Annotated in this window: 20 protein-coding genes; all 20 read left to right on the top strand. The window is 65.4% G+C overall.

From position 1 onward, the window contains the following. The first annotated feature begins 142 nt into the window (after nt 1-142). Nucleotides 143-1177, top strand: a complete 1035-nt coding sequence (aroC, locus tag ACESY8_RS18155) for a chorismate synthase (protein ID WP_334260266.1) — start codon at nt 143-145, stop codon at nt 1175-1177. A 520-nt stretch (nt 1178-1697) separates the two neighbouring features. Beyond that, on the top strand, nt 1698-2855 hold the full coding sequence (locus ACESY8_RS18150; RefSeq protein WP_054339076.1) for a bifunctional chorismate mutase/prephenate dehydratase: 1158 nt from the start codon (nt 1698-1700) through the stop codon (nt 2853-2855). Further along, the gene (locus tag ACESY8_RS18145; protein ID WP_054339077.1) at nt 2852-3358 is read left to right on the top strand and encodes a shikimate kinase; all 507 of its coding nucleotides are present in this window, start codon (nt 2852-2854) and stop codon (nt 3356-3358) included. Before ACESY8_RS18150 ends, ACESY8_RS18145 begins: the two co-directional genes overlap by 4 nt. Then, a complete protein-coding gene (gene aroQ, locus ACESY8_RS18140; RefSeq protein ID WP_054339078.1) occupies nt 3355-3810 on the top strand; it encodes a type II 3-dehydroquinate dehydratase in 456 nt (151 codons plus the stop codon). Before ACESY8_RS18145 ends, aroQ begins: the two co-directional genes overlap by 4 nt. After that, complete coding sequence (locus ACESY8_RS18135; RefSeq protein ID WP_054339079.1) at nt 3803-4618, top strand: alpha/beta fold hydrolase; 816 nt, start codon at nt 3803-3805, stop codon at nt 4616-4618. The genes aroQ and ACESY8_RS18135 overlap by 8 nt, the downstream gene beginning before the upstream one ends. After that, nucleotides 4615-6012: a shikimate dehydrogenase gene (gene aroE, locus ACESY8_RS18130; protein ID WP_498794913.1), complete on the top strand. Its 1398-nt coding sequence runs from the start codon at nt 4615-4617 to the stop codon at nt 6010-6012. The genes ACESY8_RS18135 and aroE overlap by 4 nt, the downstream gene beginning before the upstream one ends. A gap of 94 nt (nt 6013-6106) precedes the next feature. After that, nucleotides 6107-6556, top strand: a complete 450-nt coding sequence (locus tag ACESY8_RS18125) for a hypothetical protein (protein ID WP_007494667.1) — start codon at nt 6107-6109, stop codon at nt 6554-6556. Between the two features lie 323 nt (nt 6557-6879). Next, nucleotides 6880-7194 (top strand): 30S ribosomal protein S10, encoded by a 315-nt coding sequence (rpsJ, locus tag ACESY8_RS18120; RefSeq protein ID WP_006573401.1) that lies wholly within the window; start codon nt 6880-6882, stop codon nt 7192-7194. Nucleotides 7195-7460: 266 nt separating this feature from the next. Beyond that, nucleotides 7461-8186, top strand: coding sequence for a 50S ribosomal protein L3 (rplC, locus tag ACESY8_RS18115; protein ID WP_007494663.1), 726 nt, complete (start codon nt 7461-7463; stop codon nt 8184-8186). Nucleotides 8187-8203: 17 nt separating this feature from the next. Continuing rightward, entirely contained in the window at nt 8204-8824 is a 621-nt protein-coding gene (rplD, locus tag ACESY8_RS18110) for a 50S ribosomal protein L4 (RefSeq protein ID WP_007494661.1), read from the top strand. Continuing rightward, the gene (gene rplW / locus ACESY8_RS18105; RefSeq protein ID WP_007494659.1) at nt 8824-9123 is read left to right on the top strand and encodes a 50S ribosomal protein L23; all 300 of its coding nucleotides are present in this window, start codon (nt 8824-8826) and stop codon (nt 9121-9123) included. Before rplD ends, rplW begins: the two co-directional genes overlap by 1 nt. Nucleotides 9124-9138: 15 nt before the next feature. Next, nucleotides 9139-9972 carry a 50S ribosomal protein L2 gene (gene rplB, locus ACESY8_RS18100; RefSeq protein WP_007494657.1) on the top strand — a complete coding sequence of 278 codons (834 nt, stop codon included), beginning with the start codon at nt 9139-9141 and terminating at the stop codon, nt 9970-9972. 15 nt (nt 9973-9987) lie between these two features. Further along, a complete protein-coding gene (rpsS, locus tag ACESY8_RS18095; RefSeq protein ID WP_007494656.1) occupies nt 9988-10260 on the top strand; it encodes a 30S ribosomal protein S19 in 273 nt (90 codons plus the stop codon). A gap of 16 nt (nt 10261-10276) precedes the next feature. Continuing rightward, nucleotides 10277-10609, top strand: a complete 333-nt coding sequence (gene rplV / locus ACESY8_RS18090; protein WP_007494654.1) for a 50S ribosomal protein L22 — start codon at nt 10277-10279, stop codon at nt 10607-10609. A gap of 15 nt (nt 10610-10624) precedes the next feature. Further along, nucleotides 10625-11488: a 30S ribosomal protein S3 gene (gene rpsC / locus ACESY8_RS18085; RefSeq protein ID WP_007494652.1), complete on the top strand. Its 864-nt coding sequence runs from the start codon at nt 10625-10627 to the stop codon at nt 11486-11488. Further along, nucleotides 11488-11922, top strand: a complete 435-nt coding sequence (gene rplP, locus ACESY8_RS18080) for a 50S ribosomal protein L16 (protein ID WP_007494650.1) — start codon at nt 11488-11490, stop codon at nt 11920-11922. Before rpsC ends, rplP begins: the two co-directional genes overlap by 1 nt. Beyond that, complete coding sequence (gene rpmC, locus ACESY8_RS18075; protein WP_007494648.1) at nt 11919-12122, top strand: 50S ribosomal protein L29; 204 nt, start codon at nt 11919-11921, stop codon at nt 12120-12122. Before rplP ends, rpmC begins: the two co-directional genes overlap by 4 nt. 17 nt (nt 12123-12139) lie before the next feature. After that, nucleotides 12140-12400: a 30S ribosomal protein S17 gene (gene rpsQ, locus ACESY8_RS18070; RefSeq protein ID WP_007494646.1), complete on the top strand. Its 261-nt coding sequence runs from the start codon at nt 12140-12142 to the stop codon at nt 12398-12400. A gap of 12 nt (nt 12401-12412) precedes the next feature. Continuing rightward, nucleotides 12413-12781 carry a 50S ribosomal protein L14 gene (rplN, locus tag ACESY8_RS18065; protein ID WP_054339084.1) on the top strand — a complete coding sequence of 123 codons (369 nt, stop codon included), beginning with the start codon at nt 12413-12415 and terminating at the stop codon, nt 12779-12781. A 16-nt stretch (nt 12782-12797) separates the two neighbouring features. Next, nucleotides 12798-13055 (top strand): 50S ribosomal protein L24 (gene rplX / locus ACESY8_RS18060; protein ID WP_498794912.1); only part of this gene is annotated, 258 nt, incomplete at its 3' end.

Below are 13055 nucleotides of genomic sequence, written 5' to 3'. Positions count from 1 at the left end.
GGCCCGCCCCTACACAAAAGCGCAAAGCATCCGGCCGCGTTCGTATGAATACCGTAGGGGCGAGTGCCCACACCCGCCCGGAGGCCGGGGCCTCCCGGCACAAAACCTGAGAAAGCAAAGGAAGGGAACCCACATGCGACACATGATTTTCGGTGAGTCCCACGGCCCGGCCATCGGCGTGGTGCTGGAGGGCGTACCCGCCGGCCTGGAGCTGGATCTGGAGGCCGTTCAGCGGGAGCTGGACCGGCGGAAGCCCGGCCAGGACCCCACCGCCACCGCCCGCCGGGAGAGCGACACGGTGCAGGTGCTCTCCGGCGTATTCGAGGGCAAGACCACCGGCGCGCCGCTGGCCATGCTCATTCCCAACGCCGACCAGCACTCCCAGGACTATGAGGCCATCCGCTACACCCCCCGGCCCGGCCATGGAGACTATGCCGGCTTCGTCAAGAGCCAGGGGTGCCAGGACTACCGGGGCGGCGGGCACTTCTCCGGCCGCCTCACCGCCCCCCTGGTGGCCGCCGGTGCGGTGGCCCGGCAGCTCCTGGCCCTACGGGGCGTGCGGGTGGGCGCCCATATCAGCTCCATCTACGGCATCACCGACGCCTCCCTGGAGGACGCCGGCGCATTGGAGGCCGTGGCGGCCAAGCCCTTCCCCGTGCTGGACGACGCCAAGGGGGAGGAGATGCGCCAGGCCATTCTGGAGGCCAAAAATGAGCAGGACAGCGTGGGCGGCGCCATTGAGTGCGCCGTGTTCGGCCTGCCCGCCGGGCTGGGGGCCCCCGACTTCGGCCGCAACGTGGAGGGTATCTTCGCCCAGCACCTCTTTGCCGTCCCCGCCGTCAAGGGCGTGGACTTCGGTGCGGGGGTGGCCTTTTCCCTCATGCGGGGCAGCGAGGCCAACGACCCCTTCGAGGTGAAGGACGGAAGGGTGGTCACCAAGACCAATCACGCCGGCGGCGTCAACGGGGGCATCACCAACGGCATGCCCGTCACCTTTGAGGTCACCATCCGGCCCACCCCCTCTATCGCTCTGCCCCAGGAGAGCGTGGACCTCCGCACCGGGGAGGAGACGGAGATCGAGATCAAGGGCCGTCACGACCCCTGCATCGTCCCCCGCGCCGTGCCCGTAATCGAGGCGGCGGCAGCATTGGCGGCGTGCGAGGTGCTGGGGATTTAGGGCCGCCGCCTCGCGCGAGCGGGAGCGAGCCGCCGCGGAAGCGGCGTCCAAGCGTTTTGCCGGGGGCAAAACCTTGCCGAAGGCGGGATTCACTCCCGCCGAGGAGAATAAAATGTGGGGTCCCCGGAGCGCGCGCAGTGCGCTCTGGGGTGCGGCGGCAGCGTTGGCGGCGTGCGAGGTGCTGGGAATTTAGGGCCGCCGCCTCGCGCGAGCGGGAGCGAGCCGCCGCGGAAGCGGCGTCCAAGCGTTTTGCCGGAGGCAAAACCTTGCCGAAGGCGGGATTCACTCCCGCCGAGGAAGATAAACTGTGGGGTTCCCGGAGCGCGCGCAGTGCGCTCTGGGGTGCGGCGGCGGCGCTGGCGGCGTGCGAGGTGCTGGGAATTTAGGGCCGCCTCGCGCGATGGCGCAGAGGCGGGGCAGCGGAGCGTGCGGCCAGGTTTAAATGTAGGGGCGGGTGCCCACACCCGCCCGAAAGGAAGCGCCCGGCCGCCGCCTCGAGGAGACAAAGGAGAGAGGGAACATGACCGAATTGGAGCAATACCGCCAAGAGATCGACCGCATCGACGGGGAGCTGGTGCAGCTCTTTCTGGAGCGGATGGCGGTCACCGGCAAGGTGGGGGAGTACAAGCAGCGGGCGGGTATCCCGGTGCTGGACGCCGGGCGGGAGAAGCAGGTGATCGCCGCCAAGACGGCCCTCACCGACGATCCGGCCCGCAAGGCGGACGTGGCGGCCCTCTACGAGGAGATCATGGCCATTTCCCGCCGCCAGCAGCGCAAGCTGGTGCGGGAGGGGGCGGAGGAGCCGGGCTATGCGGCCTATGCGGCGGCCCTGGCCGCCCGGCGGGAGCCGGTGGCCGCCCCCCGGGTGGTCTACCAGGGGGAGCCTGGGTGCTACAGCGAGGAGGCCGCCGTGGGCTTCTTCGGCCCGGAGGTGTCCAGCCGGGGGCTGGCCTGGTTCCCCGACGTGTTCGCCGCCCTGGAGCGGGGGGAGGCCGACTACGCGGTGCTCCCGGTGGAGAACTCCTCCACCGGCTCCATCCGGCAGGTCTACGATCTGCTGGCCCAGTACAACTACTACGTGGTGGGGGAGTGCCAGGTGAAGGTGGAGCACTGCCTGATGGCCCTGCCCGGCGTGGCGCTGGAGGACATCCACACGGTCTACTCCCACGAGCAGGGGCTGATGCAGTGCGAGAGGTATCTGGACGCCCACCGGGGCTGGCGGCGGGTGCCCACCTTGGACACCGCCGGCTCGGCCAAGCAGGTGGCCGGGAGCGGCGACCGCGCCGCCGCCGCCATCTGCTCCCGACGGGCCGCCGAGATCTACGGGCTGCATATTCTGGCCGAGGGGGTCAACTATAACGCCATGAACCACACCCGGTTCGTGGTGGTGTCCCCGGTGCTGGAGCTGCGGCCCGGCCGCAACAAGATCAGCACCGTGTTCCGCCTGCCCCACCAGAGCGGCTCCCTCCACGAGATCCTCACCGTGTTCGCCGTCCAGGGGCTCAACCTGCTGAAAATCGAGTCCCGGCCCATTCCCGGCCGGGGCTGGGAATACCTGTTCTTCCTGGACTTTACCGGCGATCTCGCCGCCCCGGAGATGGACGGCGTGCTCCACGAGCTGGGGCAGCTGGCCGCCGAGTTCCGTATCCTGGGGAACTTCCGGGGGTATGAGCCGTGAACAATCTCATCCTCATCGGCATGATGGGCTGCGGCAAGTCCACGGTGGGGCGGCTGGCGGCGGAGAAGCTGGGCCTGGCCTTCGTGGACACCGACGAGCGCATCGAGCGGGCGTCCGGCCGCACCATCCCGGAGATTTTCGCGTCGGAGGGGGAGGAGGGCTTCCGGGCCCGTGAGCTGGACGTGAGCCGGGCGCTGGCCCGGGAGGGAGGGCTGGTCATCGCCTGCGGCGGCGGCCTGCCCACCCGGGCGGAGGCCATTGCCGCCCTCAAAGCCAGCGGCGTGGTCTTCTGGCTCAGCCGGGAGCCGGCCGTGATCTACGACACAGTGTCCATGGCGCGCCGCCCTCTGGGCCAGGGGGGAAAAGAGGCGTTTCTGGAGCGGTTTCGCCAGCGGGAGCCCATCTACCGCCGGTGGGCGGACTACATCATCGAGGGCCACGCCCAGGCCGCCGAGGCGGCCGGGCGCATCGCGACCCTTTATGAAAGGGAGTGTCAGGCGTGAAGTTTCTGATTATCAACGGCCCCAACCTGAACCTGCTGGGGAAGCGGGAGCCGGGCATCTACGGGGAGAACAGCTATGAGAGCCTGTGCCGGCGGCTGAAGGAGTTCGCCGCCGCCCACGCCTCCACGGCGGAGTGCTTCCAGTCCAACCACGAGGGGGCCATTCTCGACGCCATCCACGCCGCCGACGGCGTGTACGACGCCATCGTGCTGAACCCCGGGGCGTACACCCACTACTCCTACGCCATCCTGGACGCCCTCAAGGCGGTGGATGTGCCCTGCATTGAGGTGCACATATCCAACGTCCACCAGCGGGAGGAGTTCCGGCACAGGAGCGTCACCGCACCCGCCTGCGTGGGCCAGATCTGCGGCCTGGGCCTGTACGGCTACGAGGCGGCCATGTCCTACTTTCTCTGGAACGAGAAGGAAAGCAGAGAGAACTCCCATGGCTGACTGGGAGACAAGAGTCGTCCGCTCTGACGGCTGCCGGATCGCCTACGACTGCCGGCAGGGGGAGGGGACGGAGGTGGTGCTCCTCCACGGCTACGGGCTGGACCGCACCATGTGGGCGCCCCAGCTCGCTGCCCTGGAGGGGTGGACGGTGCTCAATCTCGACATACGGGGCCACGGGGACTCCCGGCCCTGTGCCGACTTCTCCATCCCCCAGGCCGCCGAGGACCTCCGGGCCGTGCTGGTGAAGGAACGCTGCCGCGCCCCGGTGCTTGTGGGGCTGTCCATGGGCGGCTATGTCGTCCAGGAGTACGCCTGGCAGTTCGGCGGCTGCGCCGGATACCTGGTGGCCGGAGCTACCCCTATTCTGTTGGACTGCTATAGCGGCTGGGAGCGGGCGGGCCTGCGGGCCTCCACCCCCTTGCTGGGGGTGTGGCCGTGGAGGTGTCTCAAAAGCGCTATGGCCATGGCCTGCTCTTCTACAGAGGAGGGGCGGGCGGCGGTACGCCGCATGTTCGACCAGCTCACCCGGCGGGAGTTTCTCCGGGGCTGGCGGGGAATCGCTCAATGCCTCCACCCCGAGAAACACTTCTCCTTCGACGCGCCCCTGCTGGTGTGCCGGGGCGAGCGGGACAGGACCGGCACCATCGCCCGGCACATGGAGGACTGGAAGCGGGCCTGGCCGGAGACGGAGACGGCGGTGCTCCCCGGCGCGGCCCATGTGGTCAATCTGGACGCGCCCGAGGCGTTCAACCGCCTGCTGCTGGACTTTTTGACCCGCTGCGGCGGATCGAGGAGGGGGAGAAGATGAAAAGCGTGCCCCTGCCGCGCATCGGTATGCGGGTGGTCAAGACCGCCGTGGCGGTCATGCTGTCCTATACCATTTTCGTGCCCTTCGGCCTCATCTATAACGAGGCGCTGGGGGGCGTGTGGGGCCAGCTCGGCCCCCTCTATGCCTGCATCGCCTGCATCATCTGCACCCAGTCCACCCTTGGCCAGACCATCCAGCAGGGCCTCTCCCGCCTCATCGGCGTGGCGGTGGGCGGAGCCCTGGGTACCGCCACCCTGCTGCTGGGCGCCGCCCTGGACGATCCCTGGGTACGCATACCCGCCCTGGGGGCGGTGTGCGTGGCGGGGGTGTGGATCTGCCTGCTGCTCAAGCGGCCCACCGCCTGCGGCATGGCGTGCATCCTGCCCTGCGTCATTCTCATCACCGGCGTCACCGGCGTGACCCGGTACTACTATGCCGCCGCCCGCATCATTGAGACGGTGGTGGGCCTGCTTATCGCTTTGGGGGTGAACGCCGCCCTCCCCGATCTGCGGCCCGAACCCAAAAAGGAGGCCCCGCACATGCAGGTGGAAGTGAAAAACAGCACGAAAAAGCTCTGCGTCATCGGCGAGCCGGTGCTCCACTCCAAGTCCCCGCTGATTCAGAACACCATGCTGGCCGCCCTGGGGCTGGACTACGTCTACCTCTGCCAGCCGGTGCCCCGGGGGAGATGCCGGGAGTGGCTGGAATGCGCCAAATTTGCCGGCTATGCCGGGTTCAACGCCACCATGCCCCACAAGGAGGAGCTGGTGGAGTTGATGGACGAGCTGGACGGGGATGCCCGCCTCTTCGGCGCGGTGAACACCGTCTGTATCCGGGACGGCCGGGCCTATGGCTACAACACCGACGGGGCGGGCTTTCTCCGCGCCCTGAACGACGAGGGCATCGACCCTGCCGGGAAGCGGGTGCTGGTGCTGGGGGCCGGGGGGGCGGCCAAGGCGGTGTGCCTCAAGCTGGCCCAGGCCGGGGCGGAGGTGGTAGTGTGCAACCGCACCGCGGACAAGGCCACCGCCCTCTGCGCCCACGAGCCGGCCCGCCGGCGCCCCGCCGGCTTCGACCCGGATACCCTGCGGCGGGAGGCGGCGGAGTGCGGGCTGCTGGTCAACTGCACCTCCCTGGGTATGGAGGGGGCGGCAGGGCAGTTTGAGGAGTTCTCCTTCCTGGACGCCCTGCCCGCCGGGGCGCCGGTGGTGGATCTCATCTACGCCCCCGCGGAGACTGAGCTGCTCCGCCGGGCCAGGGAGGGGGGGCACCAGACCGCCAACGGCTTCGGACTGCTGGTCAACCAGGCGGTGCTCTCCCTGGAGCACTTCACCGGCACGGCCATCGACGCCGCGGAGATGAAGCGGCGGCTGGCGGACGTGCTGCTGCCGTAAGGCGCGCCCCGGCGACCCGGTTGACAGAGGCCGCCGGGGTGTGGTATGCTGTGCAGCGGTAAAAAATGCCGTATGATGAAAGAGGTGTGATTGCATGCGCAAAGCCGCGGTGCTGTTTCTGGTGGGACTGAGCCCCTTCCTGCTGGGATGGCTGCTCAGTCTGGGGATGACGACAATTTTTGCCCAGATGGGCGCCTGGTTCTACATCGTGGTAGGTCTGGCCGTGCTGACGCTGTGGATGGTGGTCTCCGGCACGTTTGGCTTCAAGGGCTCCAAGAGGGGCATGGCGCTCACCATGCTGTGCATCAACCTTCCAGCGCTGGTGGTGCTGGTGCTGCTGGGGGTGCAGGAGCTGTCCCTTCACGCCTACTGGGACAACGCAGTGGGCCTGCTGACCCAGTTCTTCTATCTGCCCCTTCTGCGCCTGGGCGCTATTGTGGCCATGTGGACCGGACAGGTGTTCTGGTTCTATTTCGGCGCATTCCTGCTGCTGGTGCTGTCCTCCTGGCTGGGCTGCCGGGCCAAGGACCCAGTGAAGAAATAAATTTTACGAAAACCGGAAAAATCTATTGACAGGACGGGATTTTTCAGGTATTATAACAGAGCGCCTGTAAAGGGGCGCAGTCTGCGATGATGCGGGAGATTGCGGCGCGAGCCGGTAACTTCCGCGGAGTATGTCCGAGCTAGAATCGGGCGGCTGAGGAGTCCGTGCACGGCGTATATCGCCGCGCAGGGAGTAAACCGGCCTGCTTGTGCCGGTTTTCTTCATGTCACGGAGTGATACGCACGGAAACGTGTACTGAAGATTTCTCACCGTACGAAGCGTGCTCAACCCACCACTTCGTATGTTTTTAAGGAGGAACCACAATGGCAGCTCAGAAAGAAATGATCCGCATTCGCCTGAAGGCCTACGATCACCAGCTCATCGACCAGAGCGCTGAGAAGATCGTGGAGACCGCCAAGCGCACCGGCGCGTCCGTGTCCGGCCCCATCCCCCTGCCCACCAAGAAGGAGGTCGTGACCATCCTGCGCGCCGTCCATAAGTACAAGGATTCCCGCGAGCAGTTCGAGCGCCGCACCCATAAGCGCCTCATCGACATCCTCAAGCCCTCCCCCAAGACCGTGGAGGCCCTGATGTCCCTGGAGCTCCCCGCCGGCGTCGAGATCGAGATCAAGCTGTAACGAAGCGCGGAGAAGCCGGGAGCAGGCACGCAGTGAATCGCGCAGGTGAAAAAACAGGCGACGCCAAAGGCGGAGCGGCATTTTTCACGGAGCGATGAACAGCGTGACGTTGCGAAGGCTTCGCAGCGTGACACAGCCATCTCAGACAATTACCTTTGTGTACCCGCAGTCCGCCGCGCTTTTGAGGCGGACGGGTCAAGTTGGAAAACCAATGGGAGCCAATGCCCACGTTTTTCAACCAATAACCTTATTAAGGAGGAACTATCATGGAAAAGGCCATTATCGGCAAGAAGATCGGCATGACGCAGATCTTTGACGCCGACGGCAAGGTCATCCCGGTCACCGTTATTGAGGCTGGCCCCTGCACCGTGGTGCAGAAGAAGACCGAGGAGAAGGACGGCTACAACGCCGTTCAGCTCGGCTACGGCGACGTGGCGGAGCGCAAGCTCACCAAGCCTGAGCTGGGCCACCTGAAGAAGGCCGGCGACGCCCGCAAGAAGACCCTGAAGGAGTTCAAGCTGGCCAAGGCCGCCGAGATGAACGTGGGCGACGAGGTGAAGGTGGACGTGTTCGCCGAGGGCGACCGCGTGGACGTGACCGGCATCAGCAAGGGCCACGGCTACCAGGGCGTCATCAAGCGCCACGGCGCTCACCGTCTGAAGGAGACCCACGGCTCCGGTCCTGTGGTCCGCCACGCCGGCTCCATGGGCGCCAACAGCGATCCTTCCCGCATCTTCAAGGGCAAGATCGGCGCCGGCCAGATGGGCAACGAGCAGGTCACCGTCCTCAATCTGGACGTGGTGAAGGTGGACGCCGAGCTGGGCATCCTCGCCGTCCGCGGCGCGATTCCCGGCCCCAAGGGCGGCATCGTGTATCTGCGCAACTCCGTGATCAACGTCAAGGAGAAGGGCGCCGCCGCTGGTATCTCCAGCAACCCGCAGAAGGCTTCCGCCCGCGTCAATCCCCAGAAGGCTTCCGCCCGTAACAAGTAAGAAAGGAGAGAAACCAAATGCCTAAGGCAATTCTTGTGAACATGGCCGGCACGCAGGTCGGCGAGGTGGAGCTCTCCGAAGCTGTGTTCGGGATCGAGCCCAACCAGACCGTCGTCCACGAGGTGGTCAAGAACCACCTGGCCAACTGCCGGCAGGGCACCCAGAGCGCCCTGACCCGCGCCGAGGTCTCCGGCGGCGGCATTAAGCCCTGGCGCCAGAAGGGCACCGGCCGCGCCCGTCAGGGCAGCACCCGCGCCCCCCAGTGGACCCACGGCGGCATCGTGTTCGCCCCCAAGCCCCGCGACTACAGCTACGTGCTGAATAAGAAGGTCAAGCGCCTGGCCCTCAAGTCCGCCCTCTCCGCCAAGGCCGCCTCCGGCGACATCGTCGTCGTGGACAGCCTGAACCTGGACGAGGTCAAGACCAAGGCCATGAAGGGCTTCCTGGATACCGTCGGCGCCAAGAAGGCCGTCGTCGTCACCCCCGAGGTGAACGAGACCGTCATCAAGTCCGCCCGGAACATCCCCGGCGTGGTCACCACCACCGCCAAGATCCTGAGCGTTTACGACATCGTGAACGCCGGCAAGTTTATCGTTGACAAGGCGGCCCTGGCCGTCATCGAGGAGGTGTTTGCGTAATGGCTACCACCGCTTATGATATCATCAAGCGCCCCATCATCACCGAGCAGTCCATGGCGGAGACCGAGGCCAAGAAGTACACCTTCGAGGTTGCCAAGAGCGCGAACAAGATCGAGATCGCGAAGGCCGTCGAGGAGATCTTCGGCGTGAAGGTCGCCAAGGTCAACACCCTGAACATGCAGGGCAAGGAGAAGCGCACCGGCCGGTTCCCGGCTGGCCGCCGTCCCTCCTGGAAGAAGGCCATGGTCACCCTGACCGAGGATTCCAAGACCATCGAGTTCTTCGAAGGCATGGTGTAAGGAGGATAACGAACAATGGCTATCAAGACTTATAAGCCCACGACGCCCTCCCGCCGCCACATGACCGTGAGCGCCTTCGAGGGCATCGACAAGAAGGCCAAGCCCGAGCGCAGCCTGACCGAGAATCTCAAGAAGAACGCCGGCCGCAACAGCTACGGCCGTATCACCGTCCGCCACCGCGGCGGCGGCAACAAGAAGAAGTACCGCATCATCGACTTTAAGCGGGACAAGAACGGCACCGCTACTGTCATCAACCTGCAGTACGATCCCAACCGCTCCGCCAACATCGCCCTGATCCAGTACGAGGACGGCGAGAAGCGCTATATCCTGGCTCCCGTGAACCTGAAGGCCGGCCACAAGATCATGACCGGCCCCGACGCCGACATCCTGCCCGGCAACTGCCTGCCCATCGCCAACATCCCCGTGGGCGAGATGATCCACTGCATCGAGCTGTACCCCGGCAAGGGCGCCCAGCTCGTCCGCGCCGCCGGCGACGCCGCCCAGCTGATGGCCAAGGAGAACGGCATGGCTCAGGTGCGTCTGCCCTCCGGCGAGGTTCGCTACGTCCGCGAGGAGTGCAAGGCCACCATCGGCCAGGTGGGCAACACCGACTGGGCCAACATCCAGATCGGCAAGGCCGGCCGTAAGCGCCACATGGGCTGGCGGCCCACCGTCCGCGGTTCCGTCATGAACCCCTGTGACCACCCCCACGGCGGCGGCGAGGGCAAGAGCCCGGTCGGCCGTCCCGGCCCGGTCACTCCTTGGGGCAAGCCGGCTATGGGCTACAAGACCCGCAAGCTGAAGAACCGCACCGAGAAGTTCATCGTCAAGCACCGCAACGCGAAGTAAGGGAGGCAGTAAAAGATGAGCAGAAGTATCAAGAAAGGCCCCTTTTGCGCCCCCGAGCTGCTGAAGCGGGTCGACGAAATGAATCAGACCGGCGAGAAGAAGGTCCTGAAGACCTGGAGCCGCGCCTCCACCATCTTCCCCTCCTTCGTCGGACACACCTTTGCCGTGCACGACGGCCGCAAGCACGTGCCCGTCTACGTGACTGAGGACATGGTGGGCCACAAGCTGGGCGAGTTCGCCCCCACCCGCACCTTCCGCGGCCACGCCGGCAGCAAGACTGGTAAGTAAGGAGGAGGAGAGAAACATGGAAGCGAAAGCACATCTGAGATATGCCCGTATCTCTCCCCGTAAGGTCCAGATCGTCTGCGACCTGATCCGCGGCAAGAGCGTGGCCCAGGCCAACGCCATCCTCATGGGCACCCCCAAGGCTGCCTCCGAGCTGCTGCTGAAGCTCCTCAAGAGCGCCGCGTCCAACGCGGAGAACAACCACCAGATGGACCCCGAGAAGCTGTATGTTTCCCAGGTGTTCGCCTGCCCCGGCCCCATCATCAAGCGGATGATGCCCCGGGCCCAGGGCCGCGCCTATCGCATCAACAAGCGCACTTCTCACATCACCATCGCGGTGGCTGAGCGCTAAGGGAGGAGGAAGAATATGGGACAGAAAGTGAATCCCCACGGCCTGCGCGTGGGTGTCATTAAGGATTGGGACTCCCGCTGGTACGCCCGCAACGAGAAGGTCGGCGACCTGCTGGTGGAGGACAAGAAGATCCGGGACTACCTGAAGAAGACCCTGTATTCCGCCGGTATCCCCAAGATCGAGATCGAGCGCGACAACGCCAAGGTTCGCATCTACCTGCACTGCGCCCGCCCCGGCGTCGTCATCGGCAAGGGCGGCGAGCAGATCGAGCAGTACCGCCTGACCGTTGAGAAGATGATCGGCAAGCCCGTCGCCCTCAACATCGTGGAGGTCAAGCAGGTCGACACCAACGCCCAACTGGTGGCTGAGAACATCGCCCAGCAGCTGGAGAAGCGCATCGGCTTCCGCCGCGCTATGAAGAACGCCATGGGCCGCGCCATGCGCATGGGCGCCCGCGGCATCAAGACTCAGGTGTCCGGCCGTCTGGGCGGCGCTGAGATCGCCCGCACCGAGCACTATCACGACGGTACCATTCCCCTGCAGACCCTGCGCGCCGACATCGACTACGGCTTTGCGGAGGCTGCCACCACCTACGGCCGCATCGGCGTGAAGGTGTGGATCTACAAGGGCGAGGTGCTGACCCAGACCCTGCGCACCACCCCCCGTACCCTGGACACCAAGAACTTCAAGGAGCGCTCCGACCGCCCCCGCCGCGACCGGCGTGACGGCGACCGCAAGGGCGGCTTCAACCGCAACGGCGGCTTTAACCGCAACGGCGGCCGTCCCCAGGGTGGCTTCAACAACAACCGTCCTCAGGGCGGTGCCCGTCCCCAGGGCGGCGCCCGTCCCGCTGCTCCCAAGGAAGGAGGCTCCAACTAATGCTGCTGCCTAAGAGAGTGAAATACCGCCGCGTGCACCGCGGTCGCCTGAAGGGCAAGGCCATGCGCGGCAACACCGTGACCTACGGTGATTTCGGCCTGCAGGCCACCGAGCCCTGCTGGATCACCAGCAACCAGATCGAGGCCGCCCGTATCGCCATGACCCGTTACACCAAGCGTGGCGGTAAGGTCTGGATCAAGATCTTCCCCGACAAGCCCATCACCGAGAAGCCCGCCGAGACCCGCATGGGTTCCGGTAAGGGCTCCCCTGAGTACTGGGTGGCCGTGGTCAAGCCCGGCCGTGTCATGTTTGAGATCGCCGGCGTTTCCGAGGAGACTGCCCGCGAGGCCCTGCGTCTGGCCTCCCACAAGCTGCCTGTCAAGTGCAAGATCGTGGCGAAGCAGACCGCCGAGACCGAGAATGGTGGTGAATGAAGATGAAGGCTACTGAAATCCGCAAGATGAGCGCCGCTGAGCTGGAGAGCAAGCTGGGCGACCTGAAGAAGGATCTCTTCCAGCTCCGTCTTCAGCATGCCACCAACCAGCTCGACAACCCCGTGAAGATTGCTGAGGTCAAGCGCGACATCGCCCGCGTGAAGACCATCATCCGTGAGCAGCAGCTCGCAGGCCGATAAGAAGGAGGAACGAGATCATGGAGAACAGAACTTCTTCCCGCAAGACCAGAGTCGGCCTGGTGGTTTCCGATAAGATGGACAAGACCGTGGTGGTGGCCATTGCCGACCGTGTGGCCCACCCCCTGTATAAGAAGATCGTCAAGAGCACCTATAAGCTGAAGGCGCACGACGAGAAGAACGAGTGTGGCATCGGCGACCGCGTGCGGGTCATGGAGACCCGGCCCCTGTCCAAGGACAAGCGCTGGCGCGTCGTCGAGATCATCGAGAAGGCGAAGTAAGGAGGTGCCGGAATGATTCAGCAGGAAAGCTATCTGAAGGTCGCCGACAACACCGGCGCCAAGGAGATCAAGACCATCCGCGTGCTGGGCGGCTCCAGCCGCAAGTTCGGCAACATCGGCGACGTGGTCGTCGCTTCCGTCCGCAAGGCACAGCCTGGCGGAACCGTGAAGAAGGGCGAGGTCGTCAAGGCCGTCATCGTCCGCTCCGTCAAGGGCGTGCGCCGCGCTGACGGCAGCTACGTCCGCTTCGACGAGAACGCCGCCGTCCTGATCAAGGACGACAAGAATCCCCGCGGTACCCGTATCTTTGGGCCCGTGGCCCGTGAGCTGCGCGACAAGGATTACATGAAGATCCTGTCCCTGGCTCCCGAAGTGCTGTAAGGGGGTAGGAGAAGACATGAATAAGATGAGCATTCGTAAGGACGACCTGGTTGTCGTCCTGTCCGGCAAGGACAAGGGCAAGCAGGGCAAGGTCCTGGAGGTCATGCCCAAGTCCGGCAAGGTGGTCGTGGAGAAGATCAACGTCGTCTCCCGCCACACCAAGCCCCGTAAGCAGGGCGAGCAGGGCGGCATCCTCAAGAAGGAAGCCCCCATCTATGCCTGCAAGGTGCAGCGCGTCTGCCCCAAGTGCAACAAGCCCCCCCCCCCCCCCCCC

This window comes from Clostridium sp. ATCC BAA-442, from assembly GCF_964239415.1.
Lineage (GTDB): Bacteria > Bacillota > Clostridia > Oscillospirales > Oscillospiraceae > Flavonifractor > Flavonifractor plautii.
Note: the sequence above shows the minus strand (reverse complement) of the source record. Positions and strands in the feature narration are given on the sequence as shown.

Excerpts from the sequence above, each read along its gene's own strand:
- rplP (WP_007494650.1), top strand. The coding sequence starts at position 11,488 with ATGCTGCTGCCTAAGAGAGTGAAATACCGCCGCGTGCACCGCGGTCGC.
- aroE (WP_498794913.1), top strand. The coding sequence starts at position 4,615 with ATGAAAAGCGTGCCCCTGCCGCGCATCGGTATGCGGGTGGTCAAGACC.
- rplV (WP_007494654.1), top strand. The coding sequence starts at position 10,277 with ATGGAAGCGAAAGCACATCTGAGATATGCCCGTATCTCTCCCCGTAAG.
- ACESY8_RS18125 (WP_007494667.1), top strand. The coding sequence starts at position 6,107 with ATGCGCAAAGCCGCGGTGCTGTTTCTGGTGGGACTGAGCCCCTTCCTG.
- rpsS (WP_007494656.1), top strand. The coding sequence starts at position 9,988 with ATGAGCAGAAGTATCAAGAAAGGCCCCTTTTGCGCCCCCGAGCTGCTG.
- rpsQ (WP_007494646.1), top strand. The coding sequence starts at position 12,140 with ATGGAGAACAGAACTTCTTCCCGCAAGACCAGAGTCGGCCTGGTGGTT.
- rplC (WP_007494663.1), top strand. The coding sequence starts at position 7,461 with ATGGAAAAGGCCATTATCGGCAAGAAGATCGGCATGACGCAGATCTTT.
- rpsC (WP_007494652.1), top strand. The coding sequence starts at position 10,625 with ATGGGACAGAAAGTGAATCCCCACGGCCTGCGCGTGGGTGTCATTAAG.
- ACESY8_RS18150 (WP_054339076.1), top strand. The coding sequence starts at position 1,698 with ATGACCGAATTGGAGCAATACCGCCAAGAGATCGACCGCATCGACGGG.
- rplW (WP_007494659.1), top strand. The coding sequence starts at position 8,824 with ATGGCTACCACCGCTTATGATATCATCAAGCGCCCCATCATCACCGAG.
- ACESY8_RS18135 (WP_054339079.1), top strand. The coding sequence starts at position 3,803 with ATGGCTGACTGGGAGACAAGAGTCGTCCGCTCTGACGGCTGCCGGATC.
- rplB (WP_007494657.1), top strand. The coding sequence starts at position 9,139 with ATGGCTATCAAGACTTATAAGCCCACGACGCCCTCCCGCCGCCACATG.
- rplD (WP_007494661.1), top strand. The coding sequence starts at position 8,204 with ATGCCTAAGGCAATTCTTGTGAACATGGCCGGCACGCAGGTCGGCGAG.
- aroC (WP_334260266.1), top strand. The coding sequence starts at position 143 with ATGATTTTCGGTGAGTCCCACGGCCCGGCCATCGGCGTGGTGCTGGAG.
- rplN (WP_054339084.1), top strand. The coding sequence starts at position 12,413 with ATGATTCAGCAGGAAAGCTATCTGAAGGTCGCCGACAACACCGGCGCC.
- rpsJ (WP_006573401.1), top strand. The coding sequence starts at position 6,880 with ATGGCAGCTCAGAAAGAAATGATCCGCATTCGCCTGAAGGCCTACGAT.
- rpmC (WP_007494648.1), top strand. The coding sequence starts at position 11,919 with ATGAAGATGAAGGCTACTGAAATCCGCAAGATGAGCGCCGCTGAGCTG.